This is a genomic window from Terrihabitans aquatilis (assembly GCF_052542005.1).
The window spans coordinates 439,298-464,871 of the sequence record NZ_JBOCUO010000001.1 but is presented as its reverse complement, the minus strand read 5'-3'; the positions used below and the strand labels follow the sequence as shown (position 1 = coordinate 464,871).

The window sequence follows — 25,574 nt, the reverse complement described above, 5'->3', positions numbered from 1 at the left end:
CCCATTCTCTATGAGGGGATCGGCTTTTCTGATCGCTCTCGCCTCAACGTGAACCCATTCCCGGAACAAGCTCACAAAGGTCGCGTTCGCCTTTGGAAGGTTTCGAGGAAACGGCATGAGCAGCAAGATCGACACGACACCCTATCAGGGACCGGCCGGCGGCTGGGGTTCGCTGAAATCGGTGTCGGAAATCATCGCCCGCGAAGGCACGGCGGAGGCGGCGGCTCTTCTGGTGAAACAGAACAAGCCCGACGGCTTCCAGTGCATCAGCTGCGCCTGGGCCAAGCCGGAGGAACCTCATCCGGCGGAATTCTGCGAGAACGGCGCGAAGGCCACGATCTGGGATCTCACGCCGAAGACCGTCGGCCCGGATTTCTTCGCGGAACACACCGTGACCGAACTCCAGCAATGGCCAGATCACGACCTCGAAGCGCAGGGGCGTCTCACCCATCCGCTGAAATACGATTCCGCATCCGACCAATACCGGCCGATTACCTGGGACGCGGCTTACCGCGAGATCGGCGAGAATCTGCGCCGTCAGAACCCTCGAGAGGTGGTCTGCTACGCCTCCGGCCGCCCGGCACTCGAACAATCCTATATGTACGCGCTGTTCGCCCGCATGCTCGGCACCAACAATCTGCCGGACAGCTCGAACATGTGCCACGAGACCACGTCCGTGGCCGTGCCCGAGAGCATCGGCGTGCCGGTCGGCACCGTTCTGCTCGACGATTTCGAGAAGACCGATTGCATCCTGTCCTTCGGCCAGAATGTCGGCACCAATGCGCCGCGCATGCTGCATCAGCTTCAGGAAGCGCGGCAGCGTGGCTGCGAGGTGCTGGTCTTCAACCCCCTGCGCGAGCGCGGCTGGGAGCGCTTCACCAATCCTCAGAGCCCGGTCGAAATGGCCACGGGCCAGGAAACGCAGATCGCCACGCAATATCATCAGGTGAAGGCCGGCGGCGACATCGCAGCCCTCATGGGCATCGCCAAATACCTCGTGGAATGGGACGACGACGCCCGCAAGGCCGGCGGCCTGCCGGTGCTCGATCATGCCTTCATCGCCGAGCACACGCATGGCTTCGGCGAGCTCATCGATTGCGTGCGCGATCAGGACTGGGAGCGGCTCGAGCGCAGCTCAGGCCTCACCCGCGAGGCCATGCGCCACGCCGCCGAGGTCTACGCTCGCTCGAAGGCTGCCATTCTTGTCTACGGCATGGGGCTCACGCAGCATGTGCGCGGCGGCGAGAGCATCCAGATGGCCATCAACCTCCTGCTTCTGCGCGGCAATATCGGGCGCGATGGGGCGGGGCTGTGCCCGGTGCGCGGCCATTCCAACGTTCAGGGCCAGCGCACGGTCGGCATCACCGAGAAGCCGGAGCTTGTCCCGCTCGATCGGTTGGCCGAGCAATACGGCTTCGAGCCACCGCGCTGGGAGGGCCTGAACACCGTCGACACCTGCGAGGCCATGATCGGCGGCCGCGTGAAGGCCATCCTCAGCCTGGGCGGAAATTTCCTGCGCGCTGCCCCGGAAACCGAACTTCTCGAGCGTGCCTGGCGGAAGGTGGATCTGTCCGTGCAGATCGCGACGCGGCTCAATCGCAGCCAGCTCGTCCCTGCCAGAAACAGCTACATCCTGCCATGCCTCGGCCGCATCGAGGTCGACGAGCAGGAAAGCGGCGCCCAGTCCGTCTCGATGGAGGACAGCACCACCTGCATTCACGGCTCACGCGGCTTTGCGAAGCCCGCTGCCGAGGACCTGCCATCCGAGGTGCGCATTGTCGCCGAACTCGCGAAGGCCGCGCTCGATCCAAATCCGAAGATCGATTGGGATGGCTGGGTCGCCGATTATTCCCGCATCCGCGATGCCATCGAGGAAACCTATCCGGAGCCGTTCAAGGATTTCAATGACAGGCTGTTCCAGCCCGGCGGGTTTCCGAGGCCGCTCCCGGCACGCGAGCGCAAATGGGAAACCGAGACGGGCAAGGCCAATTTCATCCTGCCCGAAAGCCTCACCGCCGAGGACATTCCGCAGGATCCGGACATTCTCAACCTCATCACGCTGCGCAGCAACGACCAGTTCAACACGACGATCTACGGCTACAGCGACCGTTTTCGGGGTGTCGAGGGCACGCGCAAGGTCGTGTTCATCAGCCCCAACGATATGGAGCGCTTCGGCCTGAAGCAGGACGATATGGTGACGCTGGAAACGCATGCCGGGGATCAGGTCCGGCGTGAGGTCGGCGGCCTGCGGGTCGTCCCCTACAACATCCCGGAAGGCTGCATCGCCTCCTATTATCCGGAGTGCAACCCGCTCGTTCCGCTCTGGCATCACGAGAAGAAGAGCAAGACGCCGGCTGCCAAATCGGTCCCGGTCATCATCCATAGGGAAGGCCATCTCGCGGCGGCCGAATGATCGCGAAAGGAACGTTGCGAAGGATAAAGACCGGCGTCGGTACACGATGCCGGTTTCTTCGACTACAGGCTTTTGCCGGCCTCAGATGGGCATGTCCGCCTCGAAGGGCGCATGCGCTCGAGCAGGTTACCGGGGGCGGAAGGTGAGGCGGAAGCCGGCCTGGGTCGACGGATCGCCCTCGGCCGGAAGGTTGTAGGTCACGTTCGCGCTCAGCGTCGCCGAAAGGTTGGTGTCGGCCACCTGGTCGAAGCTCGCCGACGTGATGATCTTCGGCGCGATGGCCATGCTCGTCACGGCCTCGTCGGAAATGCTCAGGCTCGGTGCGATCTCGGAGCCGACACGCACGCCCCGCACCGGCTGCACGTAGCGCCGCACCCCTGCGGCCGCGCTGACGCTTTCCGAACCGCCGTGAGATTCGTAATTGCCGTTTGCGGCGGCGGTCATGAATGTGCCGGACATTCCGTCCGCCGCTCCCTGGACGGTCCGCAATTCCCAGTTCAGCCGGTCCGCTGCACCCGGATCCCCCGGCTGGACCATCTGCGTCGAGAATTGCAGCGGCAGGGAACTGGCGTTGATGCGCACGCCCACGGCGCGGTCCGGATCGACGGAGAACGGATCGCGCTGGTCACGCTTGTCGTTCATACCGTTTGCGATCAGTGCGGACGAAAAGGGCGCCGCCATCGCTGCCTTTCGCGGCGAATGGGCCTTGAGAACGGGGATGCCGACGCGTCCGGCCATGACCTCGTGCAGGCTGTCCGCCAGACCGTCGCAGACATGGCGCAATTCGTCCGCAAGGTCGGGGGCGTCGCAGCTCACAACTGCCTCCGATTCCGAATCAACGAGGCTTATATCCTGGGCCTGCGCATACGCTGCGCCGCTCAAAACCATCACCAATGCCGTGCACGCAGCTTTTTGCGCATAAGCCATGGATGGCCTCCATTTCTCGTTGCAGCATCCGAAACGGCTGCAAAAGGGGGCAGATCCACGCACCGGCAAAGGCCGGGCGCTACTCATTTCAGGGTACCGGATTTTCGATATGGCTCAACCGGATGAGCCGAATAACAGCCCTGCGCTGAGGGGCCATCACAGGCTTGTGAGTCGCCCGGTTCGTTAACCGTTCGGAAACCATCTGGGCGCAACGCTCGCGCATGATCGTCCGCACCCGAATCCGCGCCATTGTCTTCAATGTCTGCCTCTGGCTCTTCGCCACGCTGGCGATCGCCTATTTCGGCTACCACAGCATTCACGGCGAGCGCGGGCTGCGGGCGCACCGCTCGTTCGAGGTCGAAATCGCCGGCCTGAAAGACGACCTTTCCAAGCTCGTCGCCGAGCGAGAGGCGCTGGAATTGCGCGTCGAGCAGTTCGAGCCCGCCGCCGTGGACCGCGATCTTCTCGACGAGGAAGCCCGCCGCAGCCTCGGCTGGCTGTCGCCGGACGACCGCATCCTCATGCTGCCGGCGTCGCACTGAGCCGCTCAGGCTAACATTTGCCGCAATTCAGCCATGCGTATGACGCATGCATAAATGTCGCACGCTCTCTGATAGAGAAGCCGCCGTCTGCGGTTTTGCCGTCGATTCCTCTGGACGGCACGGCCTCGCTTTTGCACAAGCCTTGCGCTAACGTCCGGTCAAAATAGAGGCGGTTCCCTCGTGCGGCCGCCTTGTTCCAACCTCTAGGGAGCTACCCTTGGCAGCATCCGCCGCTCAGGCAAAAAAGGGCTCGGCGTCCGCGAACGAAGCAGTCGCCGTGGCCGATTTCTCCAAGGAGCAGGAGCTTCGGGCACTGCGCGACATGCTGGCGATCCGGCGTTTCGAGGAAAAGTCGGGGCAATTGTACGGCATGGGCCTGATCGGTGGCTTCTGCCACCTCTACATCGGTCAGGAAGCGGTCGTCACCGGCATGCAGCTCGCGCTCATCGAGGGCGATCAGGTCATCACCGGCTATCGCGACCACGGCCACATGCTGGCCACCGGCATGGACCCGAAGGGCGTGATGGCGGAGCTCACGGGCCGGCGCGGCGGTTATTCGCGCGGCAAGGGCGGCTCCATGCACATGTTCAGCCGCGAGAAGCACTTCTACGGCGGCCACGGCATCGTCGGCGGCCAGGTGTCGCTCGGAACCGGCCTCGCCTTCGCCAACAAATACCGTGAGAACGGCAACGTCTCGATCGTCTATTTCGGCGACGGCGCGGCCAATCAGGGCCAGGTCTACGAGAGCTTCAACATGGCGAAGCTCTGGAAGCTCCCGGTCGTCTACGTGGTCGAGAACAATCGCTACGGCATGGGCACGGCGGCCAGCCGCGCGTCCTCGACCACCGATTTCTCCCAGCGCGGCCGCTCGTTCGACATTCCGGGCGAGAAGGTCGATGGCATGGACGTGCGTGCGGTCTTCGCCGCCGGCCAGCGCGCCGTCGAATATGCGCGTTCGGGGCAGGGCCCCTACATCCTCGAAATGGAAACCTACCGCTATCGCGGCCATTCCATGTCGGACCCGGCGAAGTACCGCTCCAAGGAAGAAGTGCAGAAGATGCGCGAGGAGCACGATCCCATCGAGCAGGTGCGCAAGCGTCTGATCGAGAAGGGGTGGGCCGCCGAGGATGAGCTGAACGCCATCGACAAGGAAATTCGCGCCACGGTCAACGCCGCCGCCGAGTTCGCCAGCAACGATCCGGAGCCCGATCCGTCGGAGCTCTGGACCGACGTCCTGCACTGAACGCACGCTCCGCACGCCGGCGCCTCATTCTTTAGGAAAAGCTGTTCGATGCCGATCGAAGTTCTTATGCCTGCGCTTTCCCCGACCATGGAATCGGGCAAGCTCACGAAATGGCTGAAAGCCGAAGGCGATCAGGTCAAGGCGGGTGACGTCCTCGCCGAGATCGAGACCGACAAGGCCACCATGGAAGTCGAAGCGGTCGATGAAGGCACGCTCGGCAAGATCCTGGTCCAGGACGGCACCGACGATGTCGCCGTCAACACGCCCATCGCGGTGATCCTGGAAGAGGGCGAGGACGTATCCGCCGCCAGCGCCGCGGCCGAGCCTGCCGCCAGCCAGAAGGCGGCCGAAAGCGCGCCTCCGGTCGAGGCCGCGCCCGAGACGCCGGCTCCCAACCTCAATCTCACGCCGGCCGCCTCGTCGGCGGAATCGGCGGTGTCCAACCCGCCCAGGCCCGAAGTGCAGCCGGATCCGGAAGTGCCGGAAGGCACCGAGATGGTCCGCCAGACGGTGCGTGAGGCATTGCGCGACGCCATGGCCGAAGAGATGCGGCGTGATGGCGACGTGTTCCTGATGGGCGAGGAAGTCGCCGAATATCAGGGCGCGTACAAGATCAGCCAGGGCCTGCTCGATGAGTTCGGCGCACGCCGCGTCATCGACACGCCCATCACCGAGCACGGCTTCACCGGCATCGGCGTCGGCGCGGCGCTCACGGGCCTCAAGCCCATCGTCGAATTCATGACGTGGAACTTCGCCATGCAGGCGATGGACCAGATCATCAATTCCGCCGCCAAGACGCTTTATATGTCCGGCGGCCAGATGGGCTGTCCCATCGTGTTCCGCGGCCCCAACGGCGCCGCCGCTCGCGTCGCCGCCCAGCACAGTCAGGACTACACCGCCTGGTACAGCCAGATCCCGGGCCTCAAGGTCGTCGCGCCCTACACGGCGGCCGACTTCAAGGGCCTGATGAAGGCCGCGATCCGCGACCCGAACCCGGTCATCTTCCTCGAGAACGAAATCCTCTACGGCCAGAGCTTCGATGTGCCGAAGCTCGATGATTTCGTCCTGCCCATCGGCAAGGCGCGCATCGCCCGGCCTGGCAAGGACGTCACGCTCGTTTCCTTCTCGATCGGCATGACCTACGCCCTCAAGGCGGCGGAAGAGCTGGCCGGGCAGGGGATCGAGGCCGAGGTCATCGATCTGCGCACCATCCGCCCGATGGACATCGAGACGGTCATCGAATCGGTGAAGAAGACCGGCCGCTGCGTCACCGTCGAGGAAGGCTGGCCGCAATCCGGTGTCGGCGCCGAGATCGTCGCCCAGCTCATGGAGAAGGCGTTCGATTATCTCGACGCTCCGGTCCTGCGCGTCACCGGCAAGGACGTTCCGATGCCCTACGCCGCCAATCTCGAAAAGCTGGCGCTGCCCTCGGTCGCCGAAGTCATCGAGGCGGCGAAAGCCGTTTCCTATCGCTGAGGCAGACCCATGCCCATCAACATCCTGATGCCCGCTCTGTCTCCCACCATGGAGCAGGGCAACCTCGTCAAATGGCTCAAGGCCGAGGGTGAGCAGGTCAAGGCCGGCGACGTGCTGGCCGAGATCGAGACCGACAAGGCCACCATGGAGGTCGAAGCGGTCGACGAGGGCACGCTCGGCAAGATCCTCGTCAAGGAAGGCACCAACGATGTGGCGGTGAACACGCCCATCGCGGTGATCCTGGAAGAGGGCGAGGATTCCAGCGCCATCGGCGATGCCGCTACGAACACCCAGCCGGCGACCAAGCCTGCCGACGATACGTCGGAAAAGGCCACCGAAGAGCAGGTCGAGAAGCAGAGCGCCGCATCGGAAGCCCCAGCTCAGAAGAAAGACGAAGCGGAGGCTCCCGCCGCGAAGCCCGCACCGGCGCCTCAGCCCGCCGCGTCCGCAAACAATTCCGGTGGCCGCGTGTTCGCCTCGCCGCTTGCCCGTCGCCTCGCCAAGGAGCGCGGCATCGATCTCGGTTCGCTCAAGGGCTCCGGCCCGCGCGGCCGCATCGTCAAGGCGGACATCGAAAACGCGCCCGCTGGCGGCGCGGCAGCGTCCGCTCCGGCAGCGCAGGGGCAGGCCGGCGGCAGCTTCGGCTTCCCGCTCACGCCCGACGACCAGATCCGCGCGCTGTTCGAGCCCGGCTCCTACGATGTCGTGCCGCACACCGGCATGCGCAAAACCATCGCCACCCGGATGCAGCAATCCAAGGTGGTGGTGCCGCATTATTATCTCGCGGTCGATATCGATCTCGACGCGCTGCTGAAGATGCGCGAGGAGATGAACGCCTCGGCTCCGGTCGAGAACGACAAGCCGCTGTGGCGCCTGTCGGTCAACGATTTCATCATCAAGGCGCTGGCCATCACCCTCAAGCGGCATCCCGAGGCGAACGCCTCGTGGACCGAGGGCGGCATGCTGGTGCACAAGAACGTCGATATCGGCGTCGCTGTCGCCATTCCGGACGGGCTCATCACGCCCATCGTCCGCAACGCTCATGAGAAATCTCTGTCGGCCATCTCGAAGGAAATGGCCGAGCTTGCCCGCCGCGCACGCGACAAGAAGCTGAAGCCGCAGGAATATCAGGGCGGCACGACAGCGATCTCGAATCTGGGCATGTACGGCGTGAAGAACTTCACCGCCGTTGTGAACCCCCCGCATTCCACCATCCTTGCCGTCGCCGCCGGCGAGAAGCGGGCGGTGGTTCGCAACGATCAGATCGTCATCACCACGCAGATGACCGTGACCATCTCGTGCGACCATCGCGTGCTCGATGGCGCGCAATCGGCCCAGCTGATGCAGACCTTCAAGGGCCTGGTCGAGAAGCCGCTCGGGCTCGTGGTCTGAGAGCGTTCGTCATGCCCGGGCCTTGCCGGTCCGGGCATTCAACCGCATTCATGATGTCGCGCATCCCGGCTGGAGCGCCGTGTGAAGCCCGGCATGGACGAGGCAGCAATGGCCGATAATCAGTTCGACATCATCATCATCGGTGGCGGTCCGGGCGGCTATGTGGCCGCGATCCGCGCGGCGCAGCTCGGTTTCAAGACCGCCGTTGTGGAGCGCGAGCATCTCGGCGGCATCTGCCTGAACTGGGGCTGCATTCCCACCAAGGCGCTGCTCCGCTCGTCCGAGATCTTCCATTATTTCAATCACGCGAAGGATTACGGCCTCAGCGCCACCAATATCGGCTTCGATATCAAGGCGGTAGTGGAGCGTTCGCGGGGCGTGTCCCGCCAGCTGAATGGCGGCGTCGGCGGCCTCCTGAAGAAGAACAAGGTCCAGGTGATCTGGGGCGAGGCCAAGCTCACGAAGCCCGGCGAGCTGCAGGTCTCCGCGCCCACGAAGAGCGTGAAGGGCCCGCCCGTCGAGGCGCCGAAAGGCGCGCTGGGCGCAGGCACCTACAAGGCCGCCCACATCATCATCTCGACCGGTGCGCGGCCGCGCGTGCTGCCGGGCCTTGAGCCCGACCAGAAGCAGGTCTGGACCTATTTCGACGCCATGGTGCCCGAGACCTTCCCGAAATCGCTGCTCGTCGTCGGTTCCGGTGCAATCGGCGTCGAATTCGCCAGCTTCTACCGCACGATGGGCGCCGAAGTGACCATCGTCGAGGTGCTGCCGCAGATCCTGCCGGTCGAGGACGAGGAGATCGCCAAGATCGCCCGCAAGCAATTCGAGAAGCAGGGCATCAAGATCCTGACCGGCGCCAAGGTCACGAAACTCGACAAGAAACCTGATTCTGTCACCGCCTCCATCGAGATCGCCGGCAAGACCGAGACCATCGCTGTCGAGAAGGTCATCTCCGCGGTAGGCGTTGTCGGCAACATCGAGAACATCGGCCTTGAAGCCGTCGGCGTGAAGACCGAGCGCGGCATCATCGTCACCGACGATTTCGGTGCGACGAACGTCAAGGGCATCTACGCCATCGGCGACGTGGCCGGCCCCCCGATGCTGGCCCACAAGGCCGAGCACGAGGGCGTCATCTGCGTCGAGGCGATCAAGGGCCTGCATCCCCACGCCATGGACAAGGCCAAGATCCCGGGCTGCACCTATTGCCACCCGCAGATTGCCTCCGTAGGCCTCACCGAGGCCGGGGCCAAGAAAGCGGGTCGCGAGGTGAAAATCGGCCGCTTCCCGTTCATTGGAAACGGCAAGGCCATCGCGCTGGGTGAGCCGGACGGTCTCGTGAAGACGATCTTCGATGCCAAGACGGGAGAGCTCCTTGGCGCCCATATGGTGGGCGCGGAAGTCACCGAACTCATCCAGGGTTTCGTCGTCGCCATGAATCTCGAGACGACCGAGGAAGACCTCATCCACGCCGTGTTCCCGCATCCGACCATTTCGGAAACGATGCACGAGAGCGTTATGGACGCCTACGGCCGCGTCATCCACATGTGAAGCCGGCCGGTGCGATCGGCATCGGCACAGGCGCACACCGGCACATATCGGCACTCCACCAGCACACGCATCGGCATACGCCGATGCGCTTTTTCTTCCCCGCGTCATGCATCCGTTTTGGACGTCGTGCGTTAATCTCGCGACAGACGTTCCATTGAGCAGGAGGCATTCATGGAAGGCGTGGGTTGGATCGCAACGATCATCATCGGAATTCTGGCCGGCTGGATCGCGGAAAAGGTCATGAGCCGCGACCATGGGTTGTTCACCAATCTCCTCGTGGGCCTGATCGGCGCCGTGGTCGGTCGCTTCATCGCCATGAGCATCTTCGGCGTCACCTATTCGGGGTGGATCGAGAGCCTCATCGTTTCCACCATCGGTGCCATCGTCCTGCTGTTCCTGTGGGGCATGATCCGCGGCCGCAAAACCACCTGAAAAGGCAGCACAGCCATTCCCTTACAGCGGCGCATCCAGCCATGCGCCGCTGTTAATCTGCGTCGCGGCTTCCTATAGTACGGCAATGCTGAGCATGCCGAGGCCCGATGACCGTCGTTCTTGATCTCGTCCGAAACCCACGCCCTGTCCGGCATCCGGAAAAGGCGCATCGGCCGGACAATGAAGTTCTGAAAAAGCCCGATTGGATTCGCGTTCGCGCCCCCGGATCGCCGGTTTATCGCGAAACGCAGGACATCGTCCGCACCAACAAGCTCGTCACCGTGTGCGAGGAAGCCGGCTGCCCGAACATCGGCGAGTGCTGGTCGAAGAAGCACGCCACCTTCATGATCCTGGGCGACACGTGCACGCGCGCCTGCGCCTTCTGCAACGTCCGCACCGGACTACCGACCCCCGGCGTCGATTCCGACGAGCCACGTCGGGTGGCCGAGGCGGTCGCCAAGCTGGCCTTGCATCACGTCGTCATCACCTCCGTAGACCGTGACGACCTCCCGGACGGGGGTGCCCGGCACTTTGCAGACGTCATCGCCGCGATCCGAGAGGCAAGTCCCACCACAACGATCGAAGTCCTCACGCCGGATTTCCTGCGCAAGGAAGGGGCACTGGAAGTCGTCGTCGCCGCCAAGCCGGATGTTTTCAATCACAATCTTGAAACGGTGCCGTCGCTCTATCTGACAGTAAGGCCGGGAGCGCGCTATTTCCATTCGATCCGGCTTCTTCAGCGCGTAAAAGAACTGGATCCGACGATTTTCACAAAGTCCGGCATCATGGTTGGACTTGGCGAAGATCGAAATCAGGTCATGCAGCTTATGGATGACCTTCGTACGGCAGAGGTTGATTTCATCACGATAGGCCAATATCTGCAGCCCACTCGGAAGCATCATGTCGTTGCGCGCTTTGTGACGCCGGATGAGTTCAAGTCGTATGAGACGATCGCTTACAGCAAGGGCTTCCTCATGGTGTCCGCTAGCCCGCTCACACGGTCTTCTCATCACGCGGGCGAAGATTTTGCTCGTCTGAGAGCTGCGCGCGCTGCCTTGGTCGCCGCAGAATAATTTCGTTCTCCGGTGTCAGTCAGAAAAAGTTTCTATGCCTCAGCATCAGACCACCCGCACCGTGTCGCATTCGGCGCAGCAAATGTTCGAGCTGGTCTCGGATGTCGAGAAATATCCGCAATTCGTTCCCCTGTGCGAAAGCCTCCGTGTCCGAGAGCGCACCGCGAAGGATGACGGGCAAACAATCCTCCTCGCGGATATGACCGTGGCCTATTCGTTTTTCAGGGAGACGTTCACCAGTAGGGTGACGCTGGATCCCGCCAATCTCACCATTCTTGTCGAATACATCACCGGTCCGTTTTCCTCGCTACAGAACCGCTGGAAGTTCGTTCCGCTGGATGAGCACAAGAGCGAGGTCGACTTTTTCATTCGCTGGGAAATGAGGAGCCGCACCATTGGCCTCGTGGTGGGCGCTGTCTTCGAGCGCGCCTTCCGACGCTTTGCCTCTGCGTTCGAGGCCCGGGCCAATAGGGTGTACGGGCGGACCAATCTTGGCGGCGTGGCGACCTGATCAGGTCTTCTGGCGGGCTGCTTTGGCCAGCAGGTCGATAGCCTCCATCGCCGAATTCCTGCGCACCAACCCGCGGCCGACATCGCCGAACATCTTTCGCCGATGCAAAACCGCGCCGTTCCGGCGGGCAACGGCGAAGTGGACGAGGCCGACAGGCTTTTCGCTGTCATCGCTTTTCGGCCCCGCGATCCCCGTGATCGCCACCGCAAGATCGGCGGAAGAGGCACGAAGAGCACCTTCCGCCATAGCGCGTGCCACGGCCTCGCTCACGGCTCCATGCTCATCTATGAGCTCTTTCGGAACGCCAATGAACTCCTCTTTGGCCTCATTTGCATAAGTGACGAAGCCTCCAACCACGCATCTGGATGCGCCAGGGGCGTCTGTAAGAGCTGCAGCCACAAGTCCGCCAGTGCAGGATTCCGCCGTCACGATCGTCAGTCTGTTGCGGCAGCAAAGATCGAGAAGGGCTGCCGCCGCCTCGATCAAGGCTTTATCGATCCGCGTGAACTCCAATTCGTGGGACATCGGCACTACTCTTATAAAGTCTAAAGAGGCAGCCGGATCGTTGCGCTTGCGATGGCCGCAAGCCCTTCCTGGCGCCCGACGAATCCTAAGCGTTCAGTCGTCGTCGCCTTTACACCGACGCGGTCAGTGGGAAGGCCAAGAATCTCTCCGATTCTGGCCTGAATAGCTGCTCGGTAAGGGCCGACCTTCGGCGTTTCTCCCATAACGCAGACGTCTACGTGAGCGACGAGGCCGCCCCGATCTTTTACGCGATCTCCAGCGTAAGCAAGGAATTTAGCCGAGTCGGCACCTTTCCATTGGGGATCCGAGGGAGGAAAGTGAGATCCGATATCCCCATCCGCCAAAGCACCGAAAATGGCATCCGTAATCGCATGCAAGGCCACATCTGCATCGGAATGTCCGGCGAGGCCCTTATCGTGCGGAATCTTAACGCCCCCAAGAATTACGTGGTCGCCCGGACAGAAAGCATGAACGTCGAACCCGCTTCCGGTACGGATATCCGGCAATGACGAAAGAAGCCTTTCTTCTTCCCGCACGAAGTCCGCTTGCGTTGTAATCTTCATGTTGAGGACATCCCCTGGAAAAGTTGCGATGGCCAGGCCGCTATGCGCACCAACGGCGCCGTCATCAGTAAAATCCGTCCGGCCTTCGTGAAACGCTTTCAGGTGGGCGTCACGGATGTCGGAAAAGCGGAAAGATTGTGGCGTTTGAACCGCTCCTAACCGCGAGCGATCAAGAGTGTCGGTTCGCTTTCCGTCATGAACGTTCGCGATGGTATCGATGACCGGCAAAATCGGAACAGCGCAACCATACTCTGCTGCAGCCTGGATGGCACGACTGATCAGGGCATGGCTGACAAAAGGCCGCGCCGCGTCATGTATCAACACCAGATCCGGGAACGAATCCTGGAGAGCCAAGAGCCCATTACGAACAGAATCCTGACGAGTCGTGCCGCCAATAACGGGTTCTCTGAGCTTGTCCGTAGCTTCGATTGCAGCGTTATAAAGATCCCGATCATCGGGATGAATGACAACCAGGATCTGGGTAATGGAATCGTGGTTGGCGAATGCTTCCAGGGTTCTCGCTAAAACTGTGCGACCACCGACCCTGCGATATTGCTTGGCCAGCCCATCGTCCGATGCAGCGCGGGTACCGCGACCGGCAGCGACAATCACCACCGCGATATCAAGGTCGGCTGTAAAAGGGTTGGTCACCGGGATCTCCAATCAGGGAACTCCGGAGGTTCTACCGACCATTGTTCATGGTGTCCTCATTCCTTTTACGCTTGTCGCTCGACATGAGTTCTGCTTATGTCGTGGGCATGAGCGTGAGTGCCTAAGTTTTGTTCAAGCAATCAAGCAGCTTCGACGTTTCGGCCTTTAAAGTAGGAAACGTCGCCGTCGACAATCCAGTCATTGTGGCGCCGATGTCCGGCATTACCGACATCGTTTTTCGGCGGATAGCTGTTCGGATGGGGGCGGGGCTGGCGGTCTCTGAAATGGTCGCCAGCAATGAACTGGCATCCGGCAGTCAGGAATCGCGGATTCGGGCGGAAGGCTTGGGAATGCCGATTCATGTCGTCCAATTGGCGGGAAGAGAAGCAAAGTGGATGGCGGAAGGAGCTCGTGTCGCGGAGGCGTCCGGCGCTCACATCGTCGACATCAATATGGGATGCCCGGTTAAAAAGGTGACAGGCGGACATTCAGGGTCCGCATTGCTGAGAGATATCGATCACGCGCTTACTCTTATTGAAGCGGTGGTCGAGGCTGTAGACGTTCCAGTCACTCTCAAAATGCGTCTTGGATGGGACGACACGTCCATCGTGGCACCGGACCTTGCGCGTCGGGCTGAGCAGGCGGGGATATGTTTGGTGACGGTGCATGGTCGCACGCGTCAGCAGTTCTTTTCAGGGCGCGCCGACTGGAAGGCCATTCGTGCCGTGAAAGATGCCGTTTCGATTCCCGTCGTAGCTAACGGGGATCTCCAGGACGGCGAGGGTGCTGCGACTATGCTTGAGCAGTCGAACGCGGACGGTGTGATGATTGGCCGTGGAATCCAGGGCCGCCCTTGGCACGCCGGCCAGATCGCCGCCTTCCTGGCCGAAGGTGAAAACCCTTCTGATCCTGATCTATCGCAGCAATATTCTGTGGCATGTGAGCATTACGATGGGCTTCTGGCTCTCTACGGAAACGAAGTGGGGGTCCGTCATGCCCGCAAGCATCTGGGCTGGTATCTCGATGAAGCCGTGCGGACCTCGGGGGCAAATCTCGGATCCGAAGAGCGCATGGAGGTTCTTATCGCATCGACACCAAAGGACGCCCAAAGGGCTTTGGCGGTTGCTTATGATCGTCTAGGCGCGCGAGCGGCATAACTCGGTGAAGGAGGCGTCTTTGCAAGAAAGTGGCTTCTTCGGTTCGGATGCGGTGGTCAACGCGCTGCCGCATTCGATTCTCGTCATAGACGAGCATGGATATGTCATCGAGGCTAACGCTGCGGCAGAGAACTTCTTCCAGATGAGCGCCGCTCTGCTTCGGCGTCAGCCGTTCAAGGCGCTCGTTCCGTTCGGCTCACCGATCTTGTTGCAATTGGATCAGGTGCGCGAGCGCAATGCGCCAATCAACGAGTATCGGGTCGATTTGGGCACGCCGCGGATCGGCAATGCGCGGTTGATGGACATCTACATCGCGCCCTATGCGGATCGACCAAACGCGCTTGTCGTCATGCTTCAAGAGCGCACCATTGCCGACAAGATGAACCAGCAGCTAACCCATCGCGGTGCCGCACGTTCCGTGTCCGCCATGGCATCAATGCTTGCGCATGAGATCAAAAATCCATTGTCAGGCATTCGGGGCGCAGCTCAGCTTCTCGAGCAATCCGCAGATGATGACGATCGCGCTCTAACCCGGCTCATCTGCGATGAAACCGATCGTATCGTGAAGCTGGTTGATCGCATGGAGGTATTCTCTGACGAACGCCCCATCGAACGCGAGGCGGTCAACATCCACGTCGTGTTGGAGCATGTAAAAAGGCTGGCGCAATCAGGCTTTGCCCGCGGAATAAGAATTGTCGAAGAGTACGACCCTTCGCTTCCACCGCTGTTTGCAAATCGGGACCAGCTGATCCAGATCTTTCTCAATCTGGTGAAAAATGCTGCCGAGGCGTCAGGCGGCGCCACGGATCCCGAAATCACCCTCACCACCGCTTTCCGACCAGGCGTCCGCCTGAGCGTTCCAGGATCTCAGGCAAGAGTAAGCCTCCCGCTTGAAATCTGCGTTCGGGACAATGGCCGTGGTGTGAGCGACGAATTGTTGCCTCATCTCTTCGACCCTTTCGTCACGACGAAGCCATCAGGTTCGGGCCTCGGCCTCGCACTTGTCGCTAAGATCGTGGGCGATCATGGTGGCATTATCGAATGTCAGTCCCAGCCACGTCGGACGACATTCCGCATTCTGATGCCGATCTATTCCGGCACCCCGCTACCCGACCAGGAGATCTGATGCCAATGCCGCAAGGTAGTATCCTCGTTGTCGATGATGATGCGGCGATCCGGACCGTTCTCAACCAGGCCCTTTCACGAGCGGGCTATGAAGTACGCACAGCTTCCAACGCGGCTACGCTCTGGCGTTGGGTAACGCAGGGAGAGGGGAATCTCGTCATCACCGATGTGGTGATGCCGGACGAGAGTGCGTTCGATCTGCTTCCACGCATTAAGAGATTTCGGCCGGATCTGCCGGTCATCGTTATGAGTGCGCAGAACACGTTCATGACAGCGATCCGTGCCTCGGAACTTGGGGCCTATGAATATCTGCCGAAGCCCTTCGATCTGAAGGAACTGATCGGGATTGTCGGCCGCGCTTTGATGGAGCCGAAATCCAAGCCGGCCAATGGCCTGCCGCAGGAGGAGCCGGACAATATCCCCTTGGTCGGTCGGTCTCCCGCGATGCAGGACACGTATCGCGTTCTCGCTCGCCTTATGCAGACCGACCTCACCGTAATGATCGCGGGTGAATCCGGAACGGGCAAAGAATTGGTCGCTCGCGCGCTTCACGATTACGGCAAGAGGCGTGGAGGCCCATTCGTGGCCATCAACATGGCTGCCATCCCGCGTGATCTTATCGAGTCGGAGCTGTTCGGGCACGAGAAAGGCTCATTCACCGGAGCTCAGGTGCGCTCGACAGGCCGTTTCGAGCAAGCGGAAGGTGGGACTCTGTTTCTCGATGAAATCGGGGATATGCCGATGGAGGCACAGACACGGCTCCTCAGGGTCCTGCAGCAGGGAGAATATACGACGGTCGGCGGGCGCACGCCGATAAAAACGAATGTCCGTATCGTAGCCGCATCGAATAAGGACCTTAAGCTGCTGATCCAGCAGGGTCTTTTCCGGGAAGATCTCTTTTTCCGTCTCAACGTGGTGCCTATTCGGCTTCCTCCTTTGAGAGAACGCGCGGAAGATGTTCCGGATCTTGTCCGCCATTTCTTTGCGCTGGCGGAACGCGAGGGCCTGCCTCACAAACAGATCGATGCCGCTGCAATCGAGTGCATGAAGCGGTATCGCTGGCCTGGGAACGTCCGTGAACTGGAGAATCTCATTCGCAGGCTGGCAGCGCTTTATCCCCAAGAGCTGATCACCGCACACATCGTTGAAAATGAGCTGTCTGATCCTGCGGCCAACTTGCCAGCTAGCGATACGCCCGGAGCGCCTGACGAGATCTCGGCATCGGTAGAACGGTTCCTGGCCAATTATTTTGGCCAGTTCGGTGACGCACTTCCGCCCCCCGGCCTGTACCACCGCGTACTTCGTGAAATCGAGCAGCCTCTGCTGGGTGCGGCCTTGGTCGCCACCCGGGGAAATCAGATCAGGGCTGCCGAGCTGCTGGGTCTGAATCGAAACACGCTTCGGAAAAAAATCAGAGATCTGGATCTTCGCATTATGCGAAGCGGGCGTTGATATCCTGCCCCGATGTTGTCGTATTTTGACAACACTGTCACGCTGTTGCATCAGTAGTTAAGGATGCGCCGTTGGGGCAGGGGGAAGGGTTGACCGCTGAAACGCTAGCGCCGGAAACGCTGGATCATAAAAGCGTGCAAACTTCGGCACGAGGCGGACCCAGCCGTTTTGGGTCGGTCGTACTGGTCCTTACGCTCTTATCAACACTCGCCACGTTTCTGATCTTGGCGAACCTCACGCCGATTCAGCCGACCCATAACGTGGTGGTCACCACGCTGTGCGTAAACGCGGCGCTCGGTATCGTCCTGCTGATCCTGATCATCTGGCAGGGATGGGCCCTGATGCTAGCCCGCAAGAGGCGGCTGGCCGGCGCCCAATTGCATCAGCGCGTGATCTTGCTGTTTGCCATAGTCGCCGTCACTCCGGCTTTGCTATTGGCTGCGGTGGCGGTGATCACATTGGATCGCGGACTGGATCAATGGTTCTCAGTCCGTGCACGTGCCATCGTCGATAATGCGCTGGTCGTTTCACGCGCCTATCTCGAGGAGCAGGCTCGCACCATTCGGGCCGAAACACTCGCGATGGCGAGCGATTTAAACCGCGCGCGTCCATTATTCGATTCAGAGCGAGAGCGGTTTAAAGAGCTCGTCACTGTGCAATCCACCATTCGTGGAATGCAGGCGGTGTATCTCCTTCAGCAGGATATGACAGTCGTCGAGCGCGCCGCGAATGACGGCGGCCGTCCAGTACCGATGCCACCCCCGAGCGCATTCACGCAAGCCACGGAAACTGAGCCGGCTCTCCTGTCGCCCGGCAGCAAAAATCTTATCGGGTCCGTTTTTCGCCTCGCTGGCTATGACGATCTGTGGATCTTCGCGGTTCGCGCGGTCGATCCGCGGGCGACCCAATATCTTCGTCAGACTGAAGCTGCCGCAGCTGAATACACGGCGCTTGAGCGCCGCCGTTTCGGGGTGCAGGTCGCATTCGGCCTGATGTATCTGATCGTCGGCCTTACGCTTTTGCTGGCTGCAATCTGGCTGGGCATGGCATTCGCCAATCGCCTCGTTTCGCCCATCAGCCAGTTGATGGCTGCCGCAGATCAGGTTTCGACCGGAAATCTTTATGTTCAGGTTCCGGCAGGCAGAAAAGGAGGCGATCTCGGCGGCTTGTCCGAAACCTTCAATCGCATGACAGCTCAACTTCGAACCCAGCGAAACGCCTTGCTGGAAGCGAGCGAGCAGATCGACGAGCGACGCCGTTTTACCGAGGCGGTTCTTTCAGGTGTCACCGCAGGCGTCGTCGGACTTACCGCGGATGGTCATGTGACGCTGGTGAACCGCATGGCTGAAGGCCTGCTGGGCGTGCAGGAATCTGAGCTTTTAACCAAGCCGCTTCAGGAGGTGGCACCGGAGCTGGTCGACCTGTTCGGGGAAGCCGTTGCCAGCCGCGGTCGGCTTATGCAGGGCACGGTCATCCTTCTGCGCGGGGGACGAGAACGGACCGTCAATGTACGTGTCACGAGTGAGAGGTCGGCCGATTTCGAACACGGCTACGTCGTGACGCTTGATGACATCACGGATCTTGTGGCGGCCCAGAGGACGTCAGCTTGGGCCGATGTTGCTCGCCGCATTGCTCATGAAATCAAGAACCCGCTGACGCCGATCCAGCTCGCCGCCGAGCGAATTCGCCGCAAATACGGCAAGAACATCGTCGAGGATCGAGAGGTTTTCGACCAATGTACAGACACCATTGTCCGTCAGGTCGACGATATCAAACGTATGGTCGATGAATTCTCATCGTTCGCGCGAATGCCAAAGCCTGTGATTGAGGCGGAGGATGTTTCGGAGACGGTTCGCCAGGTCATTGTCATGATGCGGGTGGGGCATCCGGAGGTGGAGATCGGCTTGGATCTTCCTGAAGAGCCCCTTGTGGCGCCGCTCGATCGGCGGCTTCTCTCACAGGCTGTGACGAATATCGTCAAGAACGCAGCGGAATCGATCGCTGGCGTACCGGACGATGAGCGTCGGCCAGGCCGCATCCATGTTGACGTAAGTCGTCAGGACGAGCGTGTCGTGATCGATGTGACCGACAATGGTCTTGGTTTACCCGCTGAGAATAGGAGCCGGCTGCTCGAGCCCTATATGACCACTCGCGAGAAGGGCACTGGGCTTGGGTTGGCGATCGTGACGAAGATCCTCGAAGAACACGGCGGCGGCATCGAACTTGCTGACGCCCCTGAGGTTGCCGAGGGGGGCCAAGGCGCCCGCATCAGACTGTGGTTCCCAATTTTGCCATCTACTCGAAACCCCCAGAACGAGACAGGTACCGAGGTATGACGTCGGACATTCTCATCGTCGATGACGAAGCAGACATCCGCGATTTGGTGGCGGGCATCCTCGAAGATGAAGGCTATAAGACGCGTGTAGCCCGCAACTCCGATCAGGCCATCGCGGCGGTCGAAGAGCGTCGCCCCCACCTTGTGTTCCTCGACATCTGGTTGCAGGGCAGCAAGCTCGATGGATTGCAGATCCTCGAAGTGTTGAAGGAAACGCATCCGGATCTTCCTGTGGTGATGATCTCGGGACACGGCAACATTGAAACAGCGGTGGCTGCGATCAAAAAGGGAGCCTACGATTTCATCGAGAAGCCGTTCAAGGCTGATCGGCTGGTGCTTGTTGCATCCAGAGCGCTGGAAGCCTCGCGTCTGAAGCGCGAGATCAAGGACCTGCAGCAGCGGGCAGGCAGCGCAACGAAGCTCGTCGGGCGCTCGACGCTCATGAATCAGCTGCGCGGCACGATCGAGCGGATCGCGCCTACGAACAGCCGTGTGTTGATTACGGGCGCGCCGGGCAGCGGGAAGGAATTGGTCGCCCGCATTCTGCATTCCTCGTCAAACCGGCCAAACGGCCCCTTTGTCGCGGTCAACGCCGCGATGATTACGCCGGAAAATATGGAGACGGCGCTTTTTGGAACGGAAAACGGCGAGGGGGGAACGCGCACAATCGGCGCCCTCGAGGAAGCGCATGGCGGCACATTGTTTCTCGATGAGGTCGCTGAGATGCCGCGAGAGACACAAAGCCGAATTCTGCGTGTCCTGACCGATCAGAATTTCACCCGTGTCGGGGGCTCAACCCGCGTGTCGGTCGACGTGCGCATCATCTCGTCCACAAGTCGGGATCTTCCGGCTGAAATTCAGCGCGGCGCGTTTCGGGAGGATCTGTTTCACCGACTGGCGGTGGTTCCGGTCCGTGTGCCATCGCTGGCTGAGCGACGTGAGGATATTTCCGAAACAATCGAATATTACCTCGATCATATCTCGGCGCAGACGGGCCTTCCCAAGCGTCTGATCGGGGAAGATGCGATGGCTGTACTTCAATCCCATGATTGGCCCGGTAATGTTCGCCAGCTACGCAACAATATCGAACGCCTCATGATCCTGACGAGCGGTGATCCCGAGGCAGTGGTCACAGCCAGCATGCTTCCTTCGGAAGTCGGCACGATGGTCCCGCCCACGCCGAATGGGAGCGGTGGTGAACAATTGATGGGTATGGCGTTGCGGGAAGCACGTGAGATTTTTGAGCGCCAGTATCTCATGGCTCAGATCAGCCGGTTTGGCGGCAATATCTCCCGGACGGCCGAGTTCATTGGAATGGAGCGGTCCGCTCTGCACCGGAAGTTAAAGGCGCTCGAAATCGGCTGATCCGTGACGGCAAAGCATTCTTGCTTTATCGAGAACACTGCATTCGAAGCGCAGTAGGCTGGACATGAAGGTGGTGATTTGCGGAGCCGGCCAAGTCGGCTTCGGTATTGCGGAACGCCTTGCTGCTGAAGGCAACGACGTTGCTGTAATCGACCTCCAGCCTCGCCTCATACGTCAGATCTCTGACACTCTGGAAGTGCGCGGCTTTGTCGGACACGGCGCGTATCCGGATGTTCTGGCTCAGGCCGGCATTGAACATGCTGACATGCTGATTGCGGTCACGCAGAGCGATGAAGTGAATATGGTTGCCTGCCAGGTTGGCCATGCGTTGTTCAACGTGCCGACGAAAATCGCACGTATCCGGTCCCGGAATTATCTCAAACCGGAATGGAGCGACCTGTTTAGTCGCGATCAGACTCCGATCGATGTGGTGATTTCGCCGGAGATCGAAGTGGGTGAGGCGATCCTTCGCCGCCTGGCGGTGCCAGGTGCCGTAGACACGATTAGTTTCGCAAATGACACTGTTACCGTCGCCGCAATCCTTTGCGATGATGAATGTCCTGTTCTGAACACGCCGCTGAAGCAGCTGACGGAACTCTTCCCGGACCTCAAGGCCAGGGTCATCGGCATAAAACGGGGTGAGAGAGTCTTTGCTCCACGCAGCAGCGATTTCATTGTCTCTGGCGATCTCTGCTACGTCGCGTCTGACGCAAACCAGTTGAAGCGTACTCTTGTGATTTTCGGTCGCGACGTGCCTCCTGCGCGAAGGATCATCATTGCCGGCGGCGGAAATATCGGAGTTTACATCACGCGCGGCGTCGAGAAGCGCACGCGGAATGCATCCATAACCGTCATCGAGCCGGATTTTGCCCGCGCGACATCAATTGCGGATGACTTCCATAAAGCCGTCGTCCTATCCGGCAACGCCTTGGACGATGCGCTTCTTCGGGAATCGGGGGTAGGGGGTGCCGACACGTTTGTCGCCGTCACGAATGACGAGAAGGTCAACGTGCTGGCAGCGGGCCTTGCAAAACAGCTTGGATGCCAAAGCAGCATCTGTCTTGTGAATACGGTCGCGTTCTCGGGGCTGATCGCTGATCTCGGCGTCGATCTCCAGGTCAACCCAAGAGGGGTCACCGTTTCGCGTATCCTGCGTCATGTCCGGCGGGGGCGCATCCGCGCTGTGCATTCCGTTCACGAGGGCAGGGCAGAGCTTATCGAGGCTGAGGCTTTGGCTACTTCGCCGCTGGTGGGGAAGCCTTTGCGGGAGCTTGCCGATGTGGACGGCGTTCGCCTGGGTGCCATTTTCCGGAATGGCCAGGTGATCGCTCCCCATGGTAGCACGGTGATCGAAGCGGCCGACCGGGTGGTGCTTTTTGCCGAGGCCAAGGCTGTCCGACGCGTCGAGCAATTGTTCCGCGTCAGCATTGAGTTCTTTTGAGGATATTCCATGAGCCGGATTGTCTACGTCAACGGACGTTATGTTCCTTATGCCGACGCGGCAGTTCATGTCGAAGATCGCGGCTTTCAGTTTGCCGATAGCGTGTACGAGGTGTGCGAGGTTCGCCACGGCCGCATCATCGATGAGACGCGTCACCTCGCCAGACTTAAGCGTTCGCTGGACGAATTGCAGATGGCTGCTCCTATGTCCGACCATGGGATGCGTATCGTTATCAGCGAGACGTTGCGGCGCAATCGTGTGCGCGAGGGCACTGTTTATATTCAGGTTTCGCGTGGTGCTTGCCGTCGTGACTTTATCTTCCCGACGGAACCCCTCGCACCGACCTTGGTGGTCATCGCTCGGCAGATAGACCCTTCCAAGGCGCAGTCGACCTCTGAAGCCGGTATTGGCATCACCACCGTCCCGGAAAGCCGGTGGGAACGAGTCGATATTAAAACAACGGGATTGCTGCCGAATGTGCTCGCCAAAATGAGGGCGAAGGCTCAAGGCGCGAAGGAAGCGTGGTTCGTTGATCGCGATGGATATGTGACCGAAGGAGGGTCAAGCAACGCCTGGATCATCACGAGCGACGGGCGGCTTGTCACGCGACCTGCTGAAAGCGGGATCCTGCGTGGCATCACCCGAACGACGCTGATGGATTTGATCAGGCAAGAGGGGCTTCAGATGGAGGAGCGCCCCTTCGCGATTGAGGAAGCGAAATCTGCTCAAGAGGCTTTTGTCACGTCGGCGACCAACATTTTGATGCCGGTGGTAACCATTGATGGGATGCCCGTTGGCAGCGGGAAACCAGGTCCGATCGTCACGCGGCTTCGTGCCAAGTTCCATGACGCAGCGGAATGGCGGATAATCTGATCGCCTCGTGCTCTTGCGAAAACAGAGCGCCTTCCCTCTAATGCCCCTTTAAATAAGAGCCCTACGGCGAAAGATAATAAGAACATGGCCGAACGAGCCCAGAACCTCCAAGACACCTTTCTTAACAATGTCCGCAAAAACAAGATTTCGGTCACCATCTTTCTCGTGAATGGTGTGAAGCTTCAAGGGGTTGTTACTTGGTTTGACAACTTTTGCGTGCTTTTGCGGCGTGATGGCCATTCGCAGCTTGTCTATAAGCACGCGATATCAACGATCATGCCGGGCCAGCCCATCTCCCTGTTCGAAGGTACGGATAACGAGAAGGGCGATTGAGCATCTCGAAATTGTCGGGGCAGGGCTAGGAAATGATGACGAAAGCGATCGTCGTCGTTCCACATCTTTCACGGAAGTCAGCTCGGGACGGGGCTGAACTGACATTGCGGAGTCCGGAAGCGCGATTGGACGAGGCCATTGGCCTCACTCAGGCAATCAATCTGGATGTTGTCGGATCGGGACTGGTACCGCTTAACGATATTCGTCCCGCTACATTCATCGGCACAGGCAAGGTCGAGGAGATCGCGGACAGCGTGCGCTTGGAGCAGGCCGAGCTCGTTGTGGTCGATTCAACTTTGTCTCCCGTCCAGCAGCGCAATCTGGAAAAAGCCTGGAATTGTAAGGTCCTGGACCGAACAGGCCTCATCCTGGAAATTTTCGGCAGTCGGGCCCGAACCAAAGAGGGGACGCTGCAGGTTGAGCTCGCCCATCTGAACTGGCAGAAAAGCCGTCTGGTACGCTCGTGGACTCATTTGGAGCGGCAGCGAGGTGGCTTCGGCTTCCTCGGCGGACCCGGTGAAACTCAGATCGAAGCGGATCGGCGTGTCATCGGCGAACGTATCCACAAGATCGAACGGGAGTTGGATCAGGTGCGCCGCACGCGTGGCCTTCATCGGTCCAGCCGCAAGCGGATCCCGTATCCGATCGTTGCCCTGGTCGGGTATACGAACGCCGGGAAATCAACGCTCTTCAATCGTCTGACGCGGTCAGAAGTGCTAGCCGCCGATATGTTGTTCGCAACACTCGATCCGACACTGCGGTCGATCGATCTTCCTCATGGCACGCGAATTATCCTGTCGGACACCGTGGGTTTTGTTTCGGAACTGCCCACCATGCTCGTGGCTGCGTTTCGCGCAACGCTTGAGGAGGTCCTGGAGGCGGATATCATTCTCCACGTTCGTGACATCAGCCACGATGACGTGGAGGCCCAGGCGGCCGATGTGGAGGCCATCCTTCATGATCTGGGAATCGAGGCCGATAGTTCCCGGGTGATCGAGGTCTGGAATAAGATCGATCAGCTCGATGAAGAGAGCGCCAATCGGCTTCGCGAGGTTGCCCGTCGGCACGAAAAGCCTCCGATTCTGGTCTCAGCCCTCAGCGGGGCGGGGAGTTCGGAGCTTCTGGATGAGGTGGAGGCACGCCTCTCTGCAGGACGCCCTGTCCTCGACATTGTGGTGCGCGCAGCAGACGGCGAGGGGCTGCATTGGCTTTACGAACACGGCGAAGTTCTCGCTCGCAAAGATCAGGACAATGGAGACGTCGCGCTGCAAGTGCGCGTGCCTGTACAGCGAGAAGAGGAAATTCGTCGTCGGTTCGGAGACGCCAGCTAAGATTATGGCGCGCGGTCAATGCGCTCTCGAAGCTTTGCTTGGTTCCAGAGAGCTTCCATCTCGTCCAAATTGGCGTCATCAGTTCGCCGTCCGGCCTCGGCAAGAGATGTCTCGATAAAATGAAATCTCCGTTCAAATTTCGCGTTTGCCCTACGGAGAGCAATCTCGGGATCGACTTTCATATGCCGCGCGAGGTTTGTAACCGCGAATAACAGGTCTCCGATTTCCTCAATGCGGTCATCTTCGCTCACCCCATCTTCCAAGGTCTCACGGACTTCTTCCGCTTCCTCGTGTATTTTGTCGAGAATGAGCTGTGCTGAATTCCAGTCAAACCCCACGCTGCCCGCCTTGGTTTGAAGCGCCACCGAACGTGACAACGCGGGCAGGGCGCCGGGCACCTCCTGAAGAAGGCTGGGGGGGACGCCGATTGGCTCTGTTGGGCGCTGAGCCAGCTTTTCCTCCCGTTTGATCTTGTTCCAGAGCTCTTTGACTTCGCCTGCTGTGAGTTCGCCTGCTCCGCCAAAAATGTGAGGATGCCGGCGTATCAGCTTCGAGGTAATCGCCTCCACAACATCGCCAAACGCGAAAGAGCCTTTTTCCTCCGCGATACGGGAATGGAATACCACCTGCAGGAGAAGGTCGCCGAGTTCATCCCGCAGATTGCCAATGTCATTGCGCGCGATCGCATCGACCACCTCGGCAGCTTCCTCCAACGTAAAGGGGGCGATTGTCTCGAATGTCTGCTGCAAATCCCAGGCGCAGCCTGTTTCGGGATCTCGCAACGCAGCCATGAGATCGAGCAGATCAGCGATATTGCGGGAGGGGGTCATTCAGTACCTCGATAGCGGCTCTTTACCGGCCACAAG

22 protein-coding genes are annotated in these 25,574 nt (G+C 60.2%); 18 read left to right on the top strand and 4 right to left on the bottom strand.

Going from position 1 to position 25,574, the window contains the following annotated elements:
• Nucleotides 1–115 precede the first annotated feature (115 nt).
• Nucleotides 116–2,413 (top strand): FdhF/YdeP family oxidoreductase, encoded by a 2,298-nt coding sequence (locus tag ACQ6S1_RS02360; RefSeq protein WP_445039555.1) that lies wholly within the window; start codon nt 116–118, stop codon nt 2,411–2,413.
• 126 nt (nt 2,414–2,539) lie between these two features.
• On the opposite strand, the gene ACQ6S1_RS02355 is transcribed toward ACQ6S1_RS02360, so the two are convergent.
• Nucleotides 2,540–3,229, bottom strand: coding sequence for a hypothetical protein (locus tag ACQ6S1_RS02355; protein WP_445039554.1), 690 nt, complete (start codon nt 3,227–3,229; stop codon nt 2,540–2,542).
• 332 nt (nt 3,230–3,561) lie between these two features.
• On the opposite strand from ACQ6S1_RS02355, the gene ACQ6S1_RS02350 reads away from it, so the two are divergent.
• The 8 genes from ACQ6S1_RS02350 (at nt 3,562) to ACQ6S1_RS02315 (ending at nt 11,557) form a co-directional block, all read left to right on the top strand.
• On the top strand, nt 3,562–3,882 hold the full coding sequence (locus ACQ6S1_RS02350; RefSeq protein ID WP_445039553.1) for an FtsB family cell division protein: 321 nt from the start codon (nt 3,562–3,564) through the stop codon (nt 3,880–3,882).
• 217 nt (nt 3,883–4,099) lie between these two features.
• Nucleotides 4,100–5,125: a pyruvate dehydrogenase (acetyl-transferring) E1 component subunit alpha gene (gene pdhA / locus ACQ6S1_RS02345; protein WP_445039552.1), complete on the top strand. Its 1,026-nt coding sequence runs from the start codon at nt 4,100–4,102 to the stop codon at nt 5,123–5,125.
• Between the two features lie 48 nt (nt 5,126–5,173).
• Nucleotides 5,174–6,601, top strand: a complete 1,428-nt coding sequence (locus ACQ6S1_RS02340) for a pyruvate dehydrogenase complex E1 component subunit beta (RefSeq protein ID WP_445039551.1) — start codon at nt 5,174–5,176, stop codon at nt 6,599–6,601.
• A 9-nt stretch (nt 6,602–6,610) separates the two neighbouring features.
• Nucleotides 6,611–7,993 (top strand): pyruvate dehydrogenase complex dihydrolipoamide acetyltransferase, encoded by a 1,383-nt coding sequence (locus ACQ6S1_RS02335; protein ID WP_445039550.1) that lies wholly within the window; start codon nt 6,611–6,613, stop codon nt 7,991–7,993.
• 108 nt (nt 7,994–8,101) lie between these two features.
• Complete coding sequence (gene lpdA / locus ACQ6S1_RS02330) at nt 8,102–9,541, top strand: dihydrolipoyl dehydrogenase (protein WP_445040240.1); 1,440 nt, start codon at nt 8,102–8,104, stop codon at nt 9,539–9,541.
• A gap of 171 nt (nt 9,542–9,712) precedes the next feature.
• Nucleotides 9,713–9,973 (top strand): GlsB/YeaQ/YmgE family stress response membrane protein, encoded by a 261-nt coding sequence (locus ACQ6S1_RS02325; RefSeq protein ID WP_445039549.1) that lies wholly within the window; start codon nt 9,713–9,715, stop codon nt 9,971–9,973.
• Nucleotides 9,974–10,080: 107 nt separating this feature from the next.
• A complete protein-coding gene (lipA, locus tag ACQ6S1_RS02320; protein ID WP_445039548.1) occupies nt 10,081–11,046 on the top strand; it encodes a lipoyl synthase in 966 nt (321 codons plus the stop codon).
• A 34-nt stretch (nt 11,047–11,080) separates the two neighbouring features.
• Complete coding sequence (locus tag ACQ6S1_RS02315; RefSeq protein WP_445039547.1) at nt 11,081–11,557, top strand: type II toxin-antitoxin system RatA family toxin; 477 nt, start codon at nt 11,081–11,083, stop codon at nt 11,555–11,557.
• On the opposite strand, the gene ACQ6S1_RS02310 is transcribed toward ACQ6S1_RS02315, so the two are convergent.
• Together ACQ6S1_RS02310 and ACQ6S1_RS02305 are read right to left on the bottom strand one after the other, a co-directional pair.
• Complete coding sequence (locus tag ACQ6S1_RS02310) at nt 11,558–12,082, bottom strand: CinA family protein (protein ID WP_445039546.1); 525 nt, start codon at nt 12,080–12,082, stop codon at nt 11,558–11,560. It lies immediately after the preceding gene.
• Nucleotides 12,083–12,102: 20 nt separating this feature from the next.
• Entirely contained in the window at nt 12,103–13,296 is a 1,194-nt protein-coding gene (locus ACQ6S1_RS02305; RefSeq protein WP_445039545.1) for a bifunctional 2-C-methyl-D-erythritol 4-phosphate cytidylyltransferase/2-C-methyl-D-erythritol 2,4-cyclodiphosphate synthase, read from the bottom strand.
• A gap of 128 nt (nt 13,297–13,424) precedes the next feature.
• On the opposite strand from ACQ6S1_RS02305, the gene dusB reads away from it, so the two are divergent.
• The 9 genes from dusB (at nt 13,425) to hflX (ending at nt 24,708) form a co-directional block, all read left to right on the top strand.
• Entirely contained in the window at nt 13,425–14,453 is a 1,029-nt protein-coding gene (gene dusB, locus ACQ6S1_RS02300; protein ID WP_445039544.1) for a tRNA dihydrouridine synthase DusB, read from the top strand.
• 4 nt (nt 14,454–14,457) lie between these two features.
• Nucleotides 14,458–15,579, top strand: coding sequence for a two-component system sensor histidine kinase NtrB (locus tag ACQ6S1_RS02295; protein ID WP_445039543.1), 1,122 nt, complete (start codon nt 14,458–14,460; stop codon nt 15,577–15,579).
• Between the two features lie 5 nt (nt 15,580–15,584).
• Nucleotides 15,585–17,030: a nitrogen regulation protein NR(I) gene (gene ntrC / locus ACQ6S1_RS02290; protein ID WP_445040239.1), complete on the top strand. Its 1,446-nt coding sequence runs from the start codon at nt 15,585–15,587 to the stop codon at nt 17,028–17,030.
• Between the two features lie 89 nt (nt 17,031–17,119).
• Nucleotides 17,120–19,366 carry a sensor histidine kinase NtrY-like gene (locus ACQ6S1_RS02285; protein ID WP_445039542.1) on the top strand — a complete coding sequence of 749 codons (2,247 nt, stop codon included), beginning with the start codon at nt 17,120–17,122 and terminating at the stop codon, nt 19,364–19,366.
• Nucleotides 19,363–20,730, top strand: a complete 1,368-nt coding sequence (ntrX, locus tag ACQ6S1_RS02280; RefSeq protein ID WP_445039541.1) for a nitrogen assimilation response regulator NtrX — start codon at nt 19,363–19,365, stop codon at nt 20,728–20,730. Before ACQ6S1_RS02285 ends, ntrX begins: the two co-directional genes overlap by 4 nt.
• A gap of 64 nt (nt 20,731–20,794) precedes the next feature.
• On the top strand, nt 20,795–22,171 hold the full coding sequence (gene trkA, locus ACQ6S1_RS02275; protein ID WP_445039540.1) for a Trk system potassium transporter TrkA: 1,377 nt from the start codon (nt 20,795–20,797) through the stop codon (nt 22,169–22,171).
• A gap of 9 nt (nt 22,172–22,180) precedes the next feature.
• Nucleotides 22,181–23,044, top strand: coding sequence for a D-amino-acid transaminase (locus ACQ6S1_RS02270; RefSeq protein WP_445039539.1), 864 nt, complete (start codon nt 22,181–22,183; stop codon nt 23,042–23,044).
• Nucleotides 23,045–23,128: 84 nt separating this feature from the next.
• Nucleotides 23,129–23,377 (top strand): RNA chaperone Hfq, encoded by a 249-nt coding sequence (gene hfq, locus ACQ6S1_RS02265; protein WP_445039538.1) that lies wholly within the window; start codon nt 23,129–23,131, stop codon nt 23,375–23,377.
• A gap of 32 nt (nt 23,378–23,409) precedes the next feature.
• Entirely contained in the window at nt 23,410–24,708 is a 1,299-nt protein-coding gene (gene hflX / locus ACQ6S1_RS02260) for a GTPase HflX (RefSeq protein ID WP_445039537.1), read from the top strand.
• Nucleotides 24,709–24,710: 2 nt separating this feature from the next.
• Here the strand turns inward: hflX and mazG are convergent, their stop codons facing one another.
• Nucleotides 24,711–25,538, bottom strand: a complete 828-nt coding sequence (mazG, locus tag ACQ6S1_RS02255; protein WP_445039536.1) for a nucleoside triphosphate pyrophosphohydrolase — start codon at nt 25,536–25,538, stop codon at nt 24,711–24,713.
• Nucleotides 25,539–25,574: the final 36 nt, after the last annotated feature.

Excerpts from the sequence above, each read along its gene's own strand:
- mazG (WP_445039536.1), bottom strand. The coding sequence starts at position 25,538 with ATGACCCCCTCCCGCAATATCGCTGATCTGCTCGATCTCATGGCTGCG.
- lipA (WP_445039548.1), top strand. The coding sequence starts at position 10,081 with ATGACCGTCGTTCTTGATCTCGTCCGAAACCCACGCCCTGTCCGGCAT.
- ACQ6S1_RS02360 (WP_445039555.1), top strand. The coding sequence starts at position 116 with ATGAGCAGCAAGATCGACACGACACCCTATCAGGGACCGGCCGGCGGC.
- hflX (WP_445039537.1), top strand. The coding sequence starts at position 23,410 with ATGATGACGAAAGCGATCGTCGTCGTTCCACATCTTTCACGGAAGTCA.
- ACQ6S1_RS02315 (WP_445039547.1), top strand. The coding sequence starts at position 11,081 with ATGCCTCAGCATCAGACCACCCGCACCGTGTCGCATTCGGCGCAGCAA.
- ACQ6S1_RS02335 (WP_445039550.1), top strand. The coding sequence starts at position 6,611 with ATGCCCATCAACATCCTGATGCCCGCTCTGTCTCCCACCATGGAGCAG.
- trkA (WP_445039540.1), top strand. The coding sequence starts at position 20,795 with ATGAAGGTGGTGATTTGCGGAGCCGGCCAAGTCGGCTTCGGTATTGCG.
- lpdA (WP_445040240.1), top strand. The coding sequence starts at position 8,102 with ATGGCCGATAATCAGTTCGACATCATCATCATCGGTGGCGGTCCGGGC.
- hfq (WP_445039538.1), top strand. The coding sequence starts at position 23,129 with ATGGCCGAACGAGCCCAGAACCTCCAAGACACCTTTCTTAACAATGTC.
- ACQ6S1_RS02310 (WP_445039546.1), bottom strand. The coding sequence starts at position 12,082 with ATGTCCCACGAATTGGAGTTCACGCGGATCGATAAAGCCTTGATCGAG.
- ACQ6S1_RS02325 (WP_445039549.1), top strand. The coding sequence starts at position 9,713 with ATGGAAGGCGTGGGTTGGATCGCAACGATCATCATCGGAATTCTGGCC.
- ACQ6S1_RS02340 (WP_445039551.1), top strand. The coding sequence starts at position 5,174 with ATGCCGATCGAAGTTCTTATGCCTGCGCTTTCCCCGACCATGGAATCG.
- ACQ6S1_RS02270 (WP_445039539.1), top strand. The coding sequence starts at position 22,181 with ATGAGCCGGATTGTCTACGTCAACGGACGTTATGTTCCTTATGCCGAC.
- ntrC (WP_445040239.1), top strand. The coding sequence starts at position 15,585 with ATGCCGCAAGGTAGTATCCTCGTTGTCGATGATGATGCGGCGATCCGG.
- ACQ6S1_RS02350 (WP_445039553.1), top strand. The coding sequence starts at position 3,562 with ATGATCGTCCGCACCCGAATCCGCGCCATTGTCTTCAATGTCTGCCTC.
- ntrX (WP_445039541.1), top strand. The coding sequence starts at position 19,363 with ATGACGTCGGACATTCTCATCGTCGATGACGAAGCAGACATCCGCGAT.